This window comes from Sphingomonas sp. SDUR79 (assembly GCF_056821745.1).
Genome location: NZ_JBPDIN010000001.1, coordinates 2,196,363 through 2,213,327, shown reverse-complemented (window position 1 = coordinate 2,213,327; position 16,965 = coordinate 2,196,363). Strand labels below are relative to the sequence as shown.

Below are 16,965 nucleotides of genomic sequence, written 5' to 3'. Positions count from 1 at the left end.
GCTCAGTTGGTCGCGGGCGCGGGGGTTGGCGTTTCGTCACGCGCTGGCGGAGCAGCAGGCGTCAGCAGCGCGGGAACCGGAACCGCCTCGCCATGCTTCTGCACCAGCTCATAGGAACGCTCATACCATTCGGTGCCGGGGTAATTTGCCCCCAGCACTGCGGCAGCCTTCTTCGCCTCGTCCTTCAAGCCCAGTGCCAGATAGCTTTCGGTCAGGCGCATCAGCGCCTCGGGCGTGTGGGTCGTAGTCTGATACTGGTCGATCACGGTGCGGAAGCGGATGACCGAAGCGAGCCACTGGCCGCGCACCTGATAATAGCGCCCGACCTCCATCTCCTTGCCCGCGAGATGGTCGCGAACCAGGTCGATCTTGAGCCGTGCGTCGGCGGCATAGCGGGTGTTGGGATAGCGGCGGTTGAGCTCGCCCAGCGAATCGAGCGCCTGCTGCGTGATCTTCTGATCGCGGGTCACGTCGCTGACCTGCTCATAATAGCTGAGCGCGATCAGATAATAGGCATAGGGCGCGTCGCGGTTGCCCGGGTGCACCGCGAGGAAGCGCTGTGCCGACTGAATCGACTGGGTGTAATTCTTGTCGAGATAATAAGCGAAGGCACCCATCAGCTGCGCACGGCGGGCCCAGACCGAATAGGGGTGCTGGCGCTCGACCTCGTCGAACAACGCCGCGGCAAGCTTGTACTGGCCGCGGTCGAGCCGGTCCTTTGCCGTGGTGTAGAGCGTGCCAACGTCGCGCGCGACATAGGGCAGGTCGGCGCGCTTGCCCGCGCCACTGGCGCAGCCGGCGAGCGGAAGGGCGATGGCAACAGCGGCAAGCGCGAGCGAGCGGGTGGAAAGCATACGCATCGCGCCGGTTCTTAGCCGAGCCTTGCGGTCTGGCGAAATGTTTTTTCGGGGTGGTTGCGGCGAACGGGATCGACCGCCAGAATCCGGGCGTTGACGCGAGACGCCGACATTCTCATTCAGGAACACCGATGCCCGCGCAACTTCTCGCCATGCACCGAGTCGAAAAGCCATGGGGCCGCCATCGGCTGTGGCCCGGCTTTGACGATCCGTCGCCCAGTGGTGAACCGGTGGGCGAGGTGTGGTTTCAGTCGCCGGGCGATGCCGCACCGGACCTGCTGATCAAATATCTGTTCACCAGCGAGAAGCTGTCGGTGCAGGTGCATCCCGATGACGCGGCGGCGCAGGCGCGGGGGTTGCCGCGTGGCAAGGACGAATGCTGGCTGATCCTGGATGCCGAGCCCGATTCGACGATTGCGATCGGGCCGCGTGAACCGCTGGATGCCGACACGCTGCGCGCGGCGGCGCTGGACGGGTCGATCGTCGAGCTGCTCGACTGGAAGCCGGTGCGGGCGGGCGATTTCTTCTATGCGTCATCGGGGACGGTGCATGCGATCGGCGCGGGGATCACGCTGATCGAGGTGCAGCAGAATAGCGAGACGACCTATCGCCTGTTCGACTATGGTCGCCCGCGCGAGCTGCATCTGGACGACGGGGTCGATGTCGCGGTGCTGGAGCCGTGGGTGCCGCATGTCGGGCCGGGGATCGTCGAACATGGCCGCACGATCCTGGTCGAGGGGCCGAAATTCGTGCTGGAACGCTGGATCGGCGGCGACCGCATGATTCGGCTGCCGTACGGGGAGACCGGGTGGCTGGTGCCGGTGCGCGGGACGGGTGAGGTCGACGGCGTGGCATGGCGGGCGGGAGATTGCCTGAGCGTCAGCGGGAGCGCGGTGCTGACCGCGTCGAGCGACGCCGACCTGCTCTTTGCCTATCCCGGCGAGACGCGCATGTGAAGCTGGCCCCGCGATGAACGCGGGGTAGTTTTCGGTTCACGCAACCTCCCGCTGGCCTGGGCCGTTTAGCCCGGTATTCAAGAGGCAGGAGAAATTGCATGCGTACCCCTCTGATCGCTGCCATATTGGCATCGGTGGCCCTGGCCCCGGTTCCGGCCATGGCCCAGCAGACGCCGCGCGAAACGAACCGCGAATATCGTGAGGAAGTCCGCGATGCGCAGCGTGACTATCGCCGCGATATGCGCCGCGCCGATACGCCGGCTGAGCGCCGCGCGGCCCAGCGGGAATATGAGCGTGAGGTGCGCGATGCGCGTCGCGATCGCCGCGCCGACCGTCGCGACTGGCGCGAGTATCGCAACTATGACTGGAACCGCCCGGCGCGTGGCCAGCGGGCCTATTATGCCGACGATTATTATCGCGACGGCCGCTATTATCGCGAACGCCGCCTGACGCGGCAGGACCGCATCTATCGCGGGCGTGACGGGCGTTACTATTGCCGCCGCAATGACGGCACGACTGGCCTGATCGTTGGCGGTATCGCCGGCGGGTTCCTGGGCAATGCGCTGTCGAACGGACGGTCGAACGTGCTCGGCACGTTGCTGGGTGCAGCCGGTGGCGCGGCACTGGGCGCGTCGATCGATCGCGGCAGCGTGCGCTGTCGTTAAGCCAGCGGCGGGGTCCGGGAAACCGGGCCCCGCCAGCCGTCGATCAGATCCATCCGCCTGTCAGCATCAGGCGCAGCCCGCTGATCACCAACACGACGATGTTGAGGTTCCGCCCGGCCGTGCCGCGCGACAACAGGCCGAAGACCAACCCGACCACTGCGATCGGGAAGGCGAACCAATTGACCAGCGGCAGGAACGGGATGGGTAGGATGCCGATCAGCGCGATGAAGAGCGCAACGGCACCGGTGATGAGCGAGAGAATGTTCAGCATGACGTCAACATGGCTCCTTCAAGGTGTTTTGGCAAGATAGCACACTGGGGTGGTGTTAACCAATATGAACGGAGCCGTCGCCGGTGCGACACGCCGCGACACAATAACGACATTCCCGCCAAATCGCTGCGACACACGCACATCATAACGAAGACAGCCGCCGATGCGGCGACGAATTTGAAGAGGAGACGTTCGATGAAGAAGTTCGCACTGATGATTGCCGGTATCGGCATCGCCGCCGCCACCGTTCCCGCCGCCACCGCACAGGCGGGCTGGCAGAATATCAACCAGCGCCAGGCACAGCTCGATCAGCGGATCGACCAGGGCGTGCGCACCGGCCAGCTGACCCGTGGCGAAGCGCTCCGCCTGCGCGCCGAGTTCCGCGGTATCGCCGACCTTGAAATCCGCTATCGCCGTTCGGCACCTGGCCTGACGATGGCCGAGCGCCGCGACCTTGACCGCCGCTTCGACGCGCTGTCGCGCAAGATCCGCGCCGAGCGTCAGGACAATCAGGGTGCCGGCAATGGCTGGTGGAACATCAACCAGCGCCAGGCGCAGCTTGACCGTCGGATCGACCAGGGCGTGCGCAGCGGCCAGCTGACCCGCGCCGAGGCGGTTCGTCTGCGGGCCGAGTTCCGCGGGATTGTGGCGCTCGAGGCGCGCTATCGCCGCACCGCTCCGGGCCTGACGGTCGCAGAGCGGGCCGATCTCGACCGGCGCTTCGATGTGCTGGCGCGCAAGATCCGCTGGGAGCGTCGCGACTGGCAGAATCGTCGCTAAGCTGCGGCGTTAACCTGTAACGATGACGGCCCTCGCACCCCAGGTGCGGGGGCCGTTTTCATCGATCCTCCCCCGCCAGGGGAAGGTGGCGCCGAAGGCGACGGAGGGGGAGGACGGGAGTGACCTCGACCTTCGTGCTTCCTCCCCCTCCGTCAGCTGCGCTGACACCTCCCCCTGGCGGGGGAGGATCAGTTGCTTACCGGATCGGCTTGCCGCTGTCCTTCCAGCGATCCAGCACCTGCGATTCCGCAGGCTCGGCATAGCGGGGGAGGACGTCGCCGCTCTCGGCCTCGGTGCGGCGCGGGGCGGGGCGTTCGGTGCGCGGCATCGGCACCGAGGGTGTCGGACGGAGCAAGGGGTTGCCCGGGCGCTGGACCGCGCCGACCGCCGCGACGGGGGTCGGCTGTGGCACGGGTTTGGCGGCATCTGGGGCGGGCGTGGCGGCCGCGACCTGAACCTTGGGGCCGGGAACCGGCTCACCGCCGCGATAGCGCCGTGTGAAGGCCGCGCCGGTGCCCCAATAGCCCTTCCAGCGGTGGAAGAAATGCGCGCCGAACACCCCGGTCATCACCAGCGAGGTGTTCCAGCGCGGGGTGACGGCGTGGGTGTGGTAATGCGTCGCCATGCCGACCGGCGCAAAGACTTCGCCCGCCAGCGCCGCAGATGCGACGCGCGCGGCGCGGTCCCAATATTGGCGCGACGGCTTGCGCGCCATCGACCCGTCACAGGCAAAGCTGAACTGGCAGCCGGATTTCTCCGACCCCTGATAGATGACGCCGCACACCGTGGCGGGGAAGGTCGGGTGGCGCGCGCGGTTGAGGATCACCTGTGCCACCGCACGCTGGCCGTCATCGGGTTCGGTCGCGGCTTCGTAATAGATGGCGGTGGTCAGGCATTGCAGCGCGCGCGCCTTGTCCTGCGCCGATCCGCGCAGCTCGAACGGTGGGGCGGGGCGGATGGTCGGGTCGATCACCGCACCGTCGGGGACAGGCGCGTCGGGCAACGCGACGGTGCCGGTCGCGCCTTGGGCCGAAGGGACGGCGGCATCGTCATCGGCGAGCTGGTAAAAGGCCGCACCGGGGAAATGATCGTCAGCCTCATAGCCCGTCGGCTCCGGCCCGGCGCGCTGTGCGCCCTGTTGCGAGGCGTGGAGCGCGGTCAGCCCGGCATGCGCGGAAAAGCCGGCGCCGATCAGCGACGCGATCAGCGCCGCCGCAAGGCCCCTAAGCTGTACCCGTGTCATCCGCCGCAGCATGCCCGTCCCACCGGGAGAATCCCGAGCCTGCGCCATAGCGCGGCGGAGGTTTAAATTCTGCTGCCGTTTTGGGCGCGTCCCGGGCTGAAACGGTTGATAGTTAAAGTAATTTTAGGGATCAGTCGTTGATGCGAAAGCTGACCGAGAAGGTGAAGCTCAGGCCCGCACTCGGCCGCCCATCAAGGGTGAGCGGTGCCACGACGCCGGAAAGGGCGGAGCGCATCGCGGCAGAAACCAGGTGGAACTGATCCTGTGGGCCAAGGCCGCCGTCGGGACGCACGAGCGGGTCGGGCAGATAGGGCGTCATGCTTTCGCAGTGCAGCCGTCCTTCGCCAATCACGGTGCATCGAAGATCGACCTGACCCTGAGTGAACGTGCGCAAGGCCTGTCGCGGATATTCGATCATTCTGGGCCTGACGGTAAACACCATGTCGGAGGCTAACGCCTTACCGCGCGACTGCGGCACGGGTAACAGGTCAGTGCTGGCCACCGCCTCATCGACAAAGAATGTCTTGAACCGCTCGCTCACGGGTTCGACCGGTGCGTGCAGCAGCATCGTGCGCAGCCACGCGGTGCGGCGTAACCGGTCGTCGGCAGTCACGTCGGGCGCGGCAGCCTCCGCCCGGGCCAGCTCGGCGAAGCGCTTGGGATCGGTGACCGGACGCTCCCGCGCCGCAATGCATTTCGGCGGGACCCACCGATAGGGGCGGCGGAGGACCTGCGCGACGCTGCACTGAAACCGAAAGCGGTGCGGCTCAGATGGAAGGTCGGCGGCGATCCGGCGCGCGGTGTCGTGCCGGACCATCGCCTCGCGCCAACCCGCCGGCGGCGCGGCCACCGGGGGAGCGGCGGCCTGTCCGGCAAGGCCGAGCAGGACCGCCGCGCCGATCACTTCAACGTCGCGCTGTCGAGGTTGAGCGCTTTTGCCGGGATGACCTCCAGCTGGGGGTAGGTCTTGCGCAGTTCGTCAACGAACGTCTTGGCGTCGCCGACCACGACGATGCTGGCGCTGGCGGGATCGAGCACGCGCTTGGCTGCGGCCTGTACCGCCGCCGGATCGACACTCTGGATCGCCGGGATGTAGCTTTGCAGTGTGCCGAGCGGGACGCCGTCGGCGACATAGTCGGCGAGCGCGCCGGCGATGCCGTCGGTGCGTTCGATGCGGCGGCCGAAGCTGCCGACCAGCACCGCCTTGCGCGAATCGAGTTCGGCAGCGGGGACCGGGGCGGCGCCGAGTTTGGTCATCTCTTCGGCGATCAGCTTGACCACTTCCGGCGCGGAGGGGTTCTTGGTCTGGGTCGAGGCGGAGACGATGCCGGGTGACCGGCGTGCATCGACGCTGCTGCCTGCGCCATATGCCAGGCCGCGCTTGATGCGGATTTCGCGGTTGAGGCGCGAGGTGAAGCCGACGCCGAGCGTGGCGTTGGCGACCTGTGCCGCGTAGAAAACCTTGTCGCTGCGCGCGATGCCCGGACGCGCGACGACGACCCCGGCCTGCCCCGCTTCGGGCAGGTCGACGACGATCACGCGCGGCTTGGGCGCCGCCGTGACCGGTGCGGCGATATAGGTGACATTGCCTGGCTTCCAGTCGCCGAACAGCTTTTGCGCCAGTGCGGTCGCGTCCTTGGCGGCGATGTCGCCGACCACGACCAGCGCCGACTGGTCGGGGCTCCACGCGCGGGCATAGGCGCTGGCGACGTCATCGCGGGTGATGCGCGGCAGCGAGGTCGGGGTGCCGGACAGCAGATTGCCATAGGCGCGGTTGCCGAACACCGCGCGGCTGGCGGCGATGCCGGCGAGGGCAGCGGGATCCTTGAGCTGGACGGTGACGCCATCGACGGTCTGCTTGCGCGCGCGGTCGAGCTCTTCCTGCGCGAAGGCCGGGTTGCGCGCGACATCGGCGAGGACGGTGAGCGCGGGTTCGACCTGATCGGCCTTGACCGTGACGGTCGCGAAGGCGGCGTCCCAGTCGGCCCCGGCACCGATCGATCCGCCGAGCGATTCGATCTGCTGCGCAATCTGTTCGGCCGATCGGGTGGTGGTGCCCTTGGTCAGCAGCGCTGCGGCAAGCGCGGCGGTGCCGGCCTTGCCCGCCGGATCGCGTGTGCCGCCTGCCGGCGCGACGACCGTGGCGGTCACGATCGGCAGGTCGCGCTTTTCGACCACGATCAGGCGCATGCCGTTGGCGAGCTTGCTTTCCGACGCAGTGGGAATGGTCGGTGAGACCGGCGCGCCGGGCGCGGGGACGGCGACGCGGGTTTCGGGGCTGGCTTGGGTGTGGATCACGATGTCCTTGGGTGCGACCAGAGCCGCGACCTTGACCGTGTCGGCGATGCCGACGCTGTCGCCCTTCGCCCCCTGCGCCATCGCATCGGGGAGGTAGGTGAGCGCCGCCGATTGGTTGTCGCCGAGATATTGGCGCGCGACGCGCTGGACATCGGCGGCGGTAACGCGGGCGATGGCGGCGAGCTGCCGGTCCGCCGCCTTGGGATCGCGGCTGACGATGATCGACGCGGCGAGGGTCGATGCCTTGCCCTCTGCCGTCTCGCGGCTCTTGAGCGCGCTGGTCAGGATTTCGTTCTTTGCCTCGGCCAGTTCGGCGGCGCTGACCGGCGTGTCGCGCAGTTCGGCGATCTCGCGCCGCATCGCCGCCTCGCCGGCGTCAGCCGCCTTTCCGCCGGCGAGGATCGCGTACATCGCATAGGCACCGGTCGACTGGCGCGTGTCGAGGAACGTGCCGGCCTGCGCCGCCAGCTGATCGCGATAGACGAGGTTGCGGTAGAGCCGCGAATTCTCGCCCCCGGACAGAATGCCGTCGAGCACCGTCAGCGCAGGCAGATCGGGATGATTGTCGGGCGGCAGCTGATAGCTGAGCAGCACTGCCGGCAGCGGGGTGTTGGCTTCATAGACGGTCTTGCGCACTGCGGTCGCACGCGGCGGTTCGGCAACCGTGACGCGCGGGATCGGGCGGTCGGGCTTCGCGATCGGCGCGAAGTAATTGTCTACCCATTTGTCGAGCTGGGCCGGGTCGAAATTGCCCGCCACGACGAGCACGGCGTTGTCGGGGCGGTAATAGGTAGCGTGGAAAGCGCGGATATCGCCGATCGTCGCGGCGTCGAGGTCTTCGATGCTGCCGATGCCGGGGCGGGCATAGGGGTGCACCGAATAGCTGATGTTCGGGAAGTAGATGTAAAAGAGCTTGCCATAGGGCGAGGCGAGCACGCGGCTGCGCAGCTCTTCCTTCACCACATCGCGTTCGGACGCGAACACCTTTTCGTCGACCACCAGGCTCGCCATGCGGTCAGCCTCGGCGAACAGCAGGCGTTCGAGGTGGTTGGCGGGGACGACCTCGAAATAATTGGTATAGTCCGATGCGGTCGAGGCGTTGTTGTAGCCGCCGACATCCTCGGTCAGCCGGTCCATCTGTTCGTCGACCAGGTTTTTCGTGCCCTTGAACATCAGATGTTCGAACATGTGCGCAAAGCCCGACTTGCCCGCCGGATCGTCCTTGCTGCCGACATCGTACCAGACCTGCACCGAGACGTTGGCGGTGCTGGTGTCGCGGATCGCATAGACTTTGAGGCCATTGGGCAAGGTCCGCTCGGTAAAGTTGAGCGGGGCGACGGCGATCTGCTGCTCCGCGGCGGGGGCGGGAGCCGCCTGTTGCGCCTGCGCGGCGAAGGGGAGCAGGGCGGCGCTGAGATACAGCGCGGTGCGGGTCAGGCGCATTTGGGTCTCCTGGTCTTTGGACTTCAAGCTCCCCTCCCGCTTGCGGGAGGGGCAGGGGGAGGGCCTGTCTCAAACCGTGTCGAGGAGGACAGGCCCTCCCCTAACCCCTCCCGCGAGCGGGAGGGGGACATGAAGGTCAGTCTTTCTTGCGGCTGCGCGCGGCGTAGATCACGGCGGCGGCGAGGGCGGCGGAGCCGATGCCGATGCCGATCTTGGTCAGCGGCCATTTCTTGGCATCGCCGGGCTTGGGCGTGCCTTCCGCGCGCTCGGCAATCTCGCGCGCCTGGCGGGCTGCAGCGGTGATCTCGTTGGCGGTCTCGTCGGTCTTGTCGGTCACTGGATACTCCTTGGTGGCACAGGAGTAGGACAGCGGCGGAGCGGGTGCAATCAGTCGCGACCGCCATAATATGCGGCGCGGAAATCATTGGCGAAGGCGGTCAGCTGCCCCGCAGCAATTGCGGCGCGCAGGTCGGCCATCAGCCGCTGATAGAACCACAGATTATGCTCGGTCATCAGCATCGCGCCGAGAATCTCGCCCGAACGGACGAGGTGGTGGAGATACGCCTTGCTCCACCCGGCGACGGGCGAATCGGGGTCGAGCGGGCTCTGATCCTCGGCGAACTTCGCGTTGCGGATGTTGATCGGGCCGGTGCGGGTGAACGCCTGACCGGTGCGGCCCGAGCGGGTGGGGAGGACGCAGTCGAACATGTCGATCCCGCGTTCGACCGCGCCAACGATGTCGTCGGGCTTGCCGACGCCCATCAGGTAGCGCGGCTTGGCGGGGTCGAGCTGGCCGGGGGCGTAATCGAGGCAGCCGAACATCGCCTCCTGCCCCTCACCAACCGCGAGGCCGCCGACCGCATAGCCGTCGAAGCCGATGTCGAGCAGGGCGTCGGCGCTGGCCTTGCGCAGCGCTTCGTCGAGCGCGCCCTGCTGGATGCCGAACAGTGCGTTGTTGGCGGCATGATCGCCGCCCGCGTCGAACGCGTCGCGCGACCGCTTCGCCCAGCGCATCGAGCGTTCCATGGCCGCCGCCTGAACCTCCCGCGTCGAGGTGGTCGGGACCAGTTCGTCGAACGCCATGACGATGTTCGAGCCCAGCAGGCGCTGGATTTCCATCGAGCGTTCGGGGCTGAGCATGTGGCGGGTGCCGTCGAGATGCGATTTGAAGACGATGCCTTCCTCGCTGCGCTTGGTCAGCTCGGACAGGCTCATCACCTGATAGCCGCCGCTGTCGGTGAGGATCGGGCGGTCCCAGCCCATGAATTTGTGCAGTCCGCCGAGGCGGTCGATCCGCTCGGCGCTGGGGCGGAGCATGAGGTGATAGGTGTTGCCAAGGATGATGTCCGCGCCGGACGCGCGCACATCCTGTGGCTTCATCGCCTTGACCGTGGCGGCGGTGCCGACCGGCATGAAGGCGGGGGTGCGGATTTCGCCGCGCTGCATCGCGATGGTACCGGTGCGCGCCTTGCCGTCGGTGGCGTGGATGGTGAAGGTGAAACGGGACATAGGCGTCCGATGCTGCGTTGAGGGGATAATGGCAAGCGAAGCTGACGACGCACTGCGCGAATCCGCGCGTCACCGGGGCCTGAAGCTGGTCAGATCGCGGCGGCGCAAGCCGGGCGGCGATTTCGGCAAGTTCGGGCTGACCGATGCGGCGGGGAAGAAACTGCTCGGGTTCGGCCCGGACGGGCTGATCGCGAGCGCGGAGGATATCGCGACCTACCTGCGCGGTGCGATGCGCAGCGACTGGCAGGAGGCGGCAAAGGGCCTGCCCAGGCGCAAGGCCCCGCCGCCGCCCAAGCCCGCGCCGAAGCCGCGCTTGCGCAAGCTGAAGCTCGATAACCTGTTCGCGCGATTGCCCTCGGCAAAGCGCGGGGAGGTGTTCACCGATCTGCTCGCACGGCCCAAGGTGCGGATCGAGCGGATCGTGTCGCTGGGGCAGGCCACGCCGGAGGACGTGCCGATGGTGCAGCGTGAGGACGAGTGGGTGATGCTCCTGCAGGGAAGCGCCGCGATCCGGTTCGAGGACAGCGCCGAGACGCCGCTGGAGCCGGGCGATTATCTGCTGATCCCCGGCGGGACGCGGCACTGGGTGACGCGGACCGATCCGGATGGGCCGACCCTATGGCTGGCGGTCCATCTGGGCTGAGGCGCGCACGAAGGCGACCACCTGATCGGGGGTGGAAAACGCCAGATCGGGGTTGAGGTGCGCGAACGCCTCGGGCTCGGCATAGCCCCACAGCACCGCGCCGGCGCGGATGCCGACGGCGCGCGCGGCGTCGATGTCGCGGGTTTCGTCGCCGAGCGAGACGATCTGCGCGACGGGGACGCCGCTTTGGCGCAGGACCGAACGGAATTTGGGTGCCTTGCCGAACAAGGATGCGCCGCAGGCCCACCAGCTGAACCGCGCAGCATTCTCCGGGCCGAGCACGGCGCGGGCGTTCGCCTCGCTGTTCGATGTGACGAGGGCGAGCGGGATGCCCATCGCCTCGATGGCGGCGAGCATGTCGGTGACGCCGGCGAACAGGTGCACCTTGTCGGTGTTGCGACCGAACAGTTTGCGGACATAGCGGGCGATGAACGGCAGTTTCCACCGCGGGATGCGCAGATGGCTGATCACGTCGCGTGACGTCATCTTGCGCAACGGTTCGATCTCGTCGGGCGCGACCTTGCGGAAGCCGTAGCGGTCGGAGAGGTGGTCGACGATCGACAGGAACCAGTTGCCGCTGTCGGATAGCGTCCCGTCGAAATCGAAGATCACGAGGCGCAGGGGCTGAGCGGTTTCAGTCATGCGTGCCTCCATGGCCGGTGTGCAACCGGCACGGGTCGCCGTCGCCGATCTCGATCTGCAGCGTCATGTGCTGGATGCCGAAATCATGCGCGAGCCGGTGCTGGACATCGTTGAGGAACGCGTCGCCGGGATGGCCGCCGGGCATCTGAAGATGCGCGGTCAGCGCGACCTGGGTCGTGCTCATCGGCCAGATATGCAGGTCGTGCACGCGCGCCACGCCGGGCAGGGTCGTGAGCGTCTCCTCCACCTTCTGCGCATCGATCCCAGGCGGCACCGCGTGCAGCGCCATCACCACCGAATCGCGCAGCAGGCCCCAGGTGCTCCACAGGATCACCGCCACGATCAACAGGCTGAGCGCGGGGTCGATCCACGCCTTGCCGGTAAACAGGATCAGCGCGCCGCCGACGACCACGGCGGCAGACACGGCGGCGTCGGCGGCCATATGGAGATAGGCGCCGCGGATGTTGAGATCACGCTTGCTCCCGCGCATGAACAGCAGGGCGGTGGCGGTGTTGATGACGATGCCGATCGCAGCGACGATCATCACCGTCGCGCCGGGGACCGGAGCGGGGGAGCCGAGCCGCTGGACCGCCTCCAACGCGATCGCACCGACCGCAAACAGCAGCAGCACGGCATTGGCGAGCGCGCCGAGGATGGTCGAACTGCTCAACCCATAAGTGAAGCGACGCGATGCCGGGCGCTTGGCCAACGACGCGCCGCCCCAGGCAATCAGCAGGCCGAGAACGTCGGAGAGATTGTGCCCGGCATCGGCGAGCAGCGCCATCGATCCGGTGGCGATCCCCGCCAGCCCCTCGACCAGCACGAAGCCAAGATTGAGGACGGTGCCGATCGCGAAGGCGCGACCAAAATCCTGCGGCGCGTGGCTGTGGCCGTGGCCCGAATGGCTGTGCCCGGCGGGGCCGTGGTGATGGTGCGAGCCGTGCATCGCGCTGATCTTAGCCGCAGTGCGGCAGGAGATGCTAGGACATCCTCAGCGGTCGCGCTGGCGGCGCTGGTCTCGCTCTTCAGGCCGGCCGCCGGGCGTCGGCAGGGTGCGCACCGTCAGCAGTTCGCTGCGCCGCAACGATCCGTCCTTGTCGGCATCGAACCGGGTGAAGAACAGGTCGAACCGCGCCTGCAGCTCGGTCAGCGTGATGCGGTTGTCGCCATCGGCGTCGACCTCGAAGGGACTGGGCAGGGCGTTGCGGTTGCCCAGCCAGCGTTCCGACCAGTCGCCAAATGCGATATAGCCGAGCGCGGGCTGACCCTTGGCGCTCAGCTCGAAACTGCGGCGCACCCCGGCGTCGAATTCGGCGCGGGTGACGATGCCGTCCTGATCGGTGTCGAAGGTGGCGATGGCCATCGCCACCGGCTCAGCGATCATCAGCGGGATCGGGGCGGGGGCGGTCGTTGGCTGTTGCTGTCCACGCAAGTCGACGGGGATCGGCACGCGCGTCCGGTTCGGTATGTCCTGCGGCGGCGGTTGCAGTGCGGCGAGCAGGGCGAGGGCGGTGATCATGGGCGAGACTCCGGCAGCAGCAGGCTCGAATCGCCATAGCTGTAGAAACGATAGCCCGTCGCAATCGCATGGGCATAGGCGGCCTGCATCCGATCGAGCCCCATCAGCGCCGATACGAGCATGAAGAGCGTCGAGCGCGGCAGGTGGAAGTTCGTCACCAGCCCGTCGATGCCGCGAAAGCGGTAGCCGGGGGTGATGAAGATCGCGGTGTCGCCTTCGAACGGGCGGATCACATTGTCCTCACCTGCGGCGCTTTCGATCAGGCGCAGGCTGGTGGTGCCGACGGCGATCACCCGGCCTCCGGCGGCGCGGACGGCGTTGAGGCGGTCGGCGGTGGCGGCGTCGATGCGGCCCCATTCGGCGTGCATCTTGTGGTTGTCGGTATCGTCGGCCTTGACCGGCAGGAACGTGCCAGCGCCGACATGCAGCGTCAGCGTGGTGTGGCCGATCCCGGCGGCATCGAGCGCAGCCATCAGGCCCGGCGTGAAGTGCAGAGCGGCGGTGGGGGCAGCGACGGCGCCGGGTTCGTTGGCGAACATCGTCTGATAATCATCGGCGTCGCGGGCGTCGGTCGGGCGCTTGGCGGCGATATAAGGCGGCAGCGGCATGCGCCCGGCGCGCTCCAGCAGCAATTCGACCGGTTCGTCGCCGGGAAAGAACAAGGTGAAGCTGCCATCGTCGTGCCGCGCCTCTGCCAGCGCGGTGACGGCGTTGCCGAAGTCGATGCTGTCGCCGACCTTCAGCCTTTTGGCATTGCGGATGAAGGCGATCCAGTGGCGCGGCCCTTCGCGCTTGTGCAGCGTCGCACCGATCCTGGCCTCGCCCCGCATGCCTTCCAGCTGGGCGGGAATGACGCGGGTATCGTTGAACACCAGCATGTCGCCAGCGCGGAGCAAAGCGGGGAGATCGGTGACGATGCGGTCTTCGGTCTCGTCGCCGTCGAGCAGGAGGAGGCGTGCCGAATCGCGGGGACTTGCCGGGCGCAGCGCAATCCGCTCGGGCGGCAGGTCGAAATCGAACAGGTCGACGTTCATTCGGAAAGTCTCACAATCCTCCCCGGCACGGGGAGGTGGCAGCGCGCAGCGCTGACGGAGGGGGCCCTCCTCGAAGCGATTCCTTTGCCTCGGGGCCCCTCCACCACCGCTTCGCGGCGGTCCCCCTCCCCGTTCCGGGGAGGATTTGGGTTCACTTGGCGGGGCCGGCCGGAAGTGCTGCAGGCTCCTCGACCGGGGTCGCTGGCGCAGCAGTAAACGGCGGGGGATTGTCCGCCGCAATATAGGCGCGGACGACGCGGGCCGGGTTTGCGGGCGGCTCGCCGCGCGGGATCGCGTCGACCCACTGCATGCCTTCAAGCACGCGACCGAACACGGTGTATTTCTGGTCGAGCTGAAGACGCGGGCTCAGCATGATGAAGAACTGGCTGTTCGCGCTATTCTCGTCCTCCGCACGCGCCGCAGCGACTGCGCCGCGCACATGGGGGAGGTAGTTGAACTCCTTGGGCAGGTCGGGCAGGTCGCTGCCGCCGGTGCCGTCGCCCTTGGGATCGCCGCCCTGTGCCATGAAGCCATCGATCACGCGGTGGAAAATCAGGCCGTCATAGAAGCGCTTGCGGGTCAGCTCCTTGATCCGCTCGACCGCCTTGGGCGCGACATCGGGACGCAGCCAGATGGTGACGCGGCCACCGGTGGACAGGTCGAGAACCCACAGATTCTCCTTGTCGGTCGTGGCCGGCGGGGCGGCCCGGCCGGGCGGCGGCGGAACATGCTGGGCGGTCGCCGGCATCGCGAACAGCGACGTCAGCAGAGCAAGAAACAGGGCAACAAGACGCATCGACATCCCCACCGGACTTACAAAACTGGAGCGGCTTAGAGCAAATCGCCGCTTGCAGCAAAGTGAATGCGGCGGCGGGGATCAGCTGCCCTTGCGGCCGATCTTTTCGACCCGCGCGACCACCTCGTCGCGGACGGTGGGGGGAACGAACTTGCCGATCTCGCCGCCGAACAGCGCGATTTCCTTGACCAGGCGGCTGGCGATCGGCTGGAGCGAGACATCGGCCATCAGGAAGACGGTTTCGATCCGGCCGTTCAACTGCTGGTTCATCCCCGCCATCTGATACTCATATTCGAAGTCGGCGACAGCGCGCAGGCCGCGGACGATCATGCTCGCGCCTTCACGCTCGGCAAAGTCCATCAGCAGCGAATCGAAGCTGACCACGTGAATCTCGCCGTCGAGGTCGGCGACCTCGCGCCGGACCATGTCCATCCGCTCCTCGACCGTGAACATGGGGTTTTTCGACGGATTGGTGGTCACGCCTATGACGAGCCGGTCGACCAGCTTCGCGCCGCGCCGGATGATGTCCATATGGCCGAGCGTGATCGGATCGAAGGTGCCGGGATAGACGCCGGTGCGGGTGGTCATGTTTTGTCCCTCGTCCAAATGACCGCGCCCGGCTCTTCTTCAAAGTCGAAGGCAACGGCTTCCTGTTCGGAATTTGTGTGTCCGGGCAGTAGAAGGCCCGTAATAAGGGGAATGTCGCTCGCTGTCGCGCCCTTGGCGTCGAGTGACTGTCGAAGCGAGGTGACGCAGTCAGGCGAACCCGAAATCCGGACCACATGACGCCAGTCCTGAATCGAGTCTGACTGCTCGATCATGTCGAACTTGGCGTCTGCGCAGCGTGCCTCCGGCACATACGCAAGCAATGTGTCATTGTCCGCCGGACGTCCGCCGCAGCCTGCCAATGCGAGCGCCACGACGGCGACCTGAAATCTCACCGATCGCGTTCCAGCACGAAGCGGGCGATGGCGCGGAGGAGGTCGGCTTCGGGGCCGTAGCTGTGGAGGTGCTCGATCGCCTGATCGACCAGCATGCGCGCCTGTTCGCGCGCGCGGTCGATGCCGAGCAGCGAGAGGAAGGTTTCCTTGCCCGCCGCTTCGTCCTTGCGCAGTTGCTTGCCGACCGCGTCCTGATCGCCCTCGACGTCAAGAATGTCGTCGGCGATCTGGAAGGCGAGGCCGATGTCGCGGGCATAGCCGCGCAGGCCGGTGCGGCCCTCGGGCGGAAGGCGGCCGAGGATCGCGCCGGCCTCGACCGAGCAGGCGATCAGCGCGCCGGTCTTGAGCGCCTGACAGCGGGTCACGGTGGCGAGGTCGAAGCTGGTGTTTTCCGCGACCAGATCCATCATCTGCCCGCCCGCCATGCCCGACGGGCCGGACGCCTGCGCCAGATCGGCGATCAGCTCGGCGCGGACGAACGGGTCGGGATGGGTGGCGGGATCGGCGAGGATTTCGAACGCGAGCGCGTGGAGGCAGTCGCCGGCGAGGATCGCGGTCGCCTCATCGAACGCGCGGTGCACCGTCGGCTTGCCGCGGCGCATATCGTCATCGTCCATCGCGGGCAGATCGTCATGGATCAGCGAATAGACATGGATCGCCTCGATCGCGGTGGCGACACGCGCAGTGCAGCGGCGGTCGACCGCGAACAGCTGTGCCGTTGCGAAGGTGAGCAGCGGGCGCAGCCGCTTGCCGCCGCCGATCGCGGCGTGGCGCATCGCTTCATAGAGCTTTGCGCGCGGGTCGGCGGGGACGGCGAGGAAATGGTCGAACTGACGGTCGATCTCTGCCGCGACATCGCGCAGCGCGGTTTCGAGGGTCTGGCTGGCGTCGGCCACGTCCGCGCTCATCCTGCTGCGAAGGGGGTGGTACCGGTGACGTTGCCGCTGGCGTCGGCGCGCACCTGTTCGATCCGCGCCTGCGCCGCGTCGAGCCGCGCCTGGCACTGGCGGCGCAGCTTGTCGCCGGTTTCGTAGAGGTTGATCGCCTGATCGAGCGGAACATCGCCGGTTTCGAGCTGCCCGACGATCCGCTCAAGTTCGCGAAGGGCGTCCTCAAAGGACAAGGCGGCGATGTCGATCTGGTCGGTCATGGCGATGCTATGCGATGGCGGCGGAACCAATTCAACCTCCCGCGATTGGCTTCCTTAATCCTCCCCCGCCAGGGGGAGGTGGCAGCGAAGCTGACGGAGGGGGAGGAAGGGGCGTCGGTAGATCCGAAAGGACACAGCCGTCCTCCCCCTCCGTCGCCTGCGGCGACACCTCCCCCTGGCGGGGGAGGATATGATGGGGCTACGGCCAGCACACCGAT

Annotated in this window: 20 protein-coding genes; 4 read left to right on the top strand and 16 right to left on the bottom strand. The window is 67.2% G+C overall.

What is annotated here, in order from left to right; genetic code table 11:
* Positions 1-2: 2 nt before the first annotated feature.
* Positions 3-860 carry an outer membrane protein assembly factor BamD gene (locus tag ACRYLO_RS11005; RefSeq protein WP_482660193.1) on the bottom strand — a complete coding sequence of 286 codons (858 nt, stop codon included), beginning with the start codon at positions 858-860 and terminating at the stop codon, positions 3-5.
* Between the two features lie 128 nt (positions 861-988).
* On the opposite strand from ACRYLO_RS11005, the gene ACRYLO_RS11000 reads away from it, so the two are divergent.
* Together ACRYLO_RS11000 and ACRYLO_RS10995 are read left to right on the top strand one after the other, a co-directional pair.
* Complete coding sequence (locus ACRYLO_RS11000) at positions 989-1,813, top strand: class I mannose-6-phosphate isomerase (RefSeq protein WP_482660192.1); 825 nt, start codon at positions 989-991, stop codon at positions 1,811-1,813.
* Between the two features lie 98 nt (positions 1,814-1,911).
* A complete protein-coding gene (locus ACRYLO_RS10995) occupies positions 1,912-2,478 on the top strand; it encodes a glycine zipper 2TM domain-containing protein (RefSeq protein ID WP_482660191.1) in 567 nt (188 codons plus the stop codon).
* A 43-nt stretch (positions 2,479-2,521) separates the two neighbouring features.
* On the opposite strand, the gene ACRYLO_RS10990 is transcribed toward ACRYLO_RS10995, so the two are convergent.
* On the bottom strand, positions 2,522-2,749 hold the full coding sequence (locus tag ACRYLO_RS10990; protein WP_482660190.1) for a hypothetical protein: 228 nt from the start codon (positions 2,747-2,749) through the stop codon (positions 2,522-2,524).
* Positions 2,750-2,944: 195 nt separating this feature from the next.
* Here ACRYLO_RS10990 and ACRYLO_RS10985 point away from each other — a divergent pair, with 195 nt between their 5' ends.
* The gene (locus ACRYLO_RS10985) at positions 2,945-3,529 is read left to right on the top strand and encodes a hypothetical protein (protein WP_482660189.1); all 585 of its coding nucleotides are present in this window, start codon (positions 2,945-2,947) and stop codon (positions 3,527-3,529) included.
* A 196-nt stretch (positions 3,530-3,725) separates the two neighbouring features.
* Here ACRYLO_RS10985 and ACRYLO_RS10980 read toward each other — a convergent pair whose 3' ends face one another.
* From ACRYLO_RS10980 to tgt, 5 genes are all read right to left on the bottom strand, one after another.
* Positions 3,726-4,784: a cell wall hydrolase gene (locus ACRYLO_RS10980; protein ID WP_482660188.1), complete on the bottom strand. Its 1,059-nt coding sequence runs from the start codon at positions 4,782-4,784 to the stop codon at positions 3,726-3,728.
* 118 nt (positions 4,785-4,902) lie between these two features.
* The gene (locus ACRYLO_RS10975; protein ID WP_482660187.1) at positions 4,903-5,676 is read right to left on the bottom strand and encodes a hypothetical protein; all 774 of its coding nucleotides are present in this window, start codon (positions 5,674-5,676) and stop codon (positions 4,903-4,905) included.
* A complete protein-coding gene (locus tag ACRYLO_RS10970) occupies positions 5,673-8,513 on the bottom strand; it encodes a M16 family metallopeptidase (protein ID WP_482660186.1) in 2,841 nt (946 codons plus the stop codon). Before ACRYLO_RS10970 ends, ACRYLO_RS10975 begins: the two co-directional genes overlap by 4 nt.
* Positions 8,514-8,649: 136 nt before the next feature.
* Positions 8,650-8,850: a hypothetical protein gene (locus ACRYLO_RS10965; RefSeq protein WP_482660185.1), complete on the bottom strand. Its 201-nt coding sequence runs from the start codon at positions 8,848-8,850 to the stop codon at positions 8,650-8,652.
* 50 nt (positions 8,851-8,900) lie between these two features.
* Entirely contained in the window at positions 8,901-10,022 is a 1,122-nt protein-coding gene (gene tgt / locus ACRYLO_RS10960; RefSeq protein ID WP_482660184.1) for a tRNA guanosine(34) transglycosylase Tgt, read from the bottom strand.
* Between the two features lie 28 nt (positions 10,023-10,050).
* Between tgt and ACRYLO_RS10955 the strand changes: the two genes are divergently transcribed.
* The gene (locus ACRYLO_RS10955) at positions 10,051-10,665 is read left to right on the top strand and encodes a cupin domain-containing protein (protein WP_482660183.1); all 615 of its coding nucleotides are present in this window, start codon (positions 10,051-10,053) and stop codon (positions 10,663-10,665) included.
* Here ACRYLO_RS10955 and ACRYLO_RS10950 read toward each other — a convergent pair.
* From ACRYLO_RS10950 to ACRYLO_RS10910, 9 genes are all read right to left on the bottom strand, one after another.
* Complete coding sequence (locus ACRYLO_RS10950) at positions 10,639-11,307, bottom strand: HAD hydrolase-like protein (RefSeq protein ID WP_482660182.1); 669 nt, start codon at positions 11,305-11,307, stop codon at positions 10,639-10,641. The genes ACRYLO_RS10955 and ACRYLO_RS10950 overlap by 27 nt on opposite strands.
* Positions 11,300-12,253, bottom strand: a complete 954-nt coding sequence (locus ACRYLO_RS10945; protein ID WP_482660181.1) for a cation diffusion facilitator family transporter — start codon at positions 12,251-12,253, stop codon at positions 11,300-11,302. Before ACRYLO_RS10945 ends, ACRYLO_RS10950 begins: the two co-directional genes overlap by 8 nt.
* A 45-nt stretch (positions 12,254-12,298) precedes the next feature.
* Positions 12,299-12,826, bottom strand: a complete 528-nt coding sequence (locus tag ACRYLO_RS10940; protein WP_482660180.1) for an EF-hand domain-containing protein — start codon at positions 12,824-12,826, stop codon at positions 12,299-12,301.
* A complete protein-coding gene (queA, locus tag ACRYLO_RS10935) occupies positions 12,823-13,860 on the bottom strand; it encodes a tRNA preQ1(34) S-adenosylmethionine ribosyltransferase-isomerase QueA (protein WP_482660179.1) in 1,038 nt (345 codons plus the stop codon). The genes ACRYLO_RS10940 and queA overlap by 4 nt, the downstream gene beginning before the upstream one ends.
* 151 nt (positions 13,861-14,011) lie before the next feature.
* Complete coding sequence (locus tag ACRYLO_RS10930) at positions 14,012-14,656, bottom strand: peptidylprolyl isomerase (RefSeq protein WP_482661727.1); 645 nt, start codon at positions 14,654-14,656, stop codon at positions 14,012-14,014.
* A gap of 81 nt (positions 14,657-14,737) precedes the next feature.
* Positions 14,738-15,244 carry a pantetheine-phosphate adenylyltransferase gene (gene coaD / locus ACRYLO_RS10925; RefSeq protein WP_310037614.1) on the bottom strand — a complete coding sequence of 169 codons (507 nt, stop codon included), beginning with the start codon at positions 15,242-15,244 and terminating at the stop codon, positions 14,738-14,740.
* Positions 15,241-15,597, bottom strand: coding sequence for a hypothetical protein (locus tag ACRYLO_RS10920; RefSeq protein WP_482660178.1), 357 nt, complete (start codon positions 15,595-15,597; stop codon positions 15,241-15,243). The genes coaD and ACRYLO_RS10920 overlap by 4 nt, the downstream gene beginning before the upstream one ends.
* Entirely contained in the window at positions 15,594-16,505 is a 912-nt protein-coding gene (locus ACRYLO_RS10915; RefSeq protein WP_482660177.1) for a polyprenyl synthetase family protein, read from the bottom strand. Before ACRYLO_RS10915 ends, ACRYLO_RS10920 begins: the two co-directional genes overlap by 4 nt.
* A complete protein-coding gene (locus ACRYLO_RS10910) occupies positions 16,502-16,747 on the bottom strand; it encodes an exodeoxyribonuclease VII small subunit (protein WP_482660176.1) in 246 nt (81 codons plus the stop codon). Before ACRYLO_RS10910 ends, ACRYLO_RS10915 begins: the two co-directional genes overlap by 4 nt.
* Between the last annotated feature and the right edge of the window lie 218 nt (positions 16,748-16,965).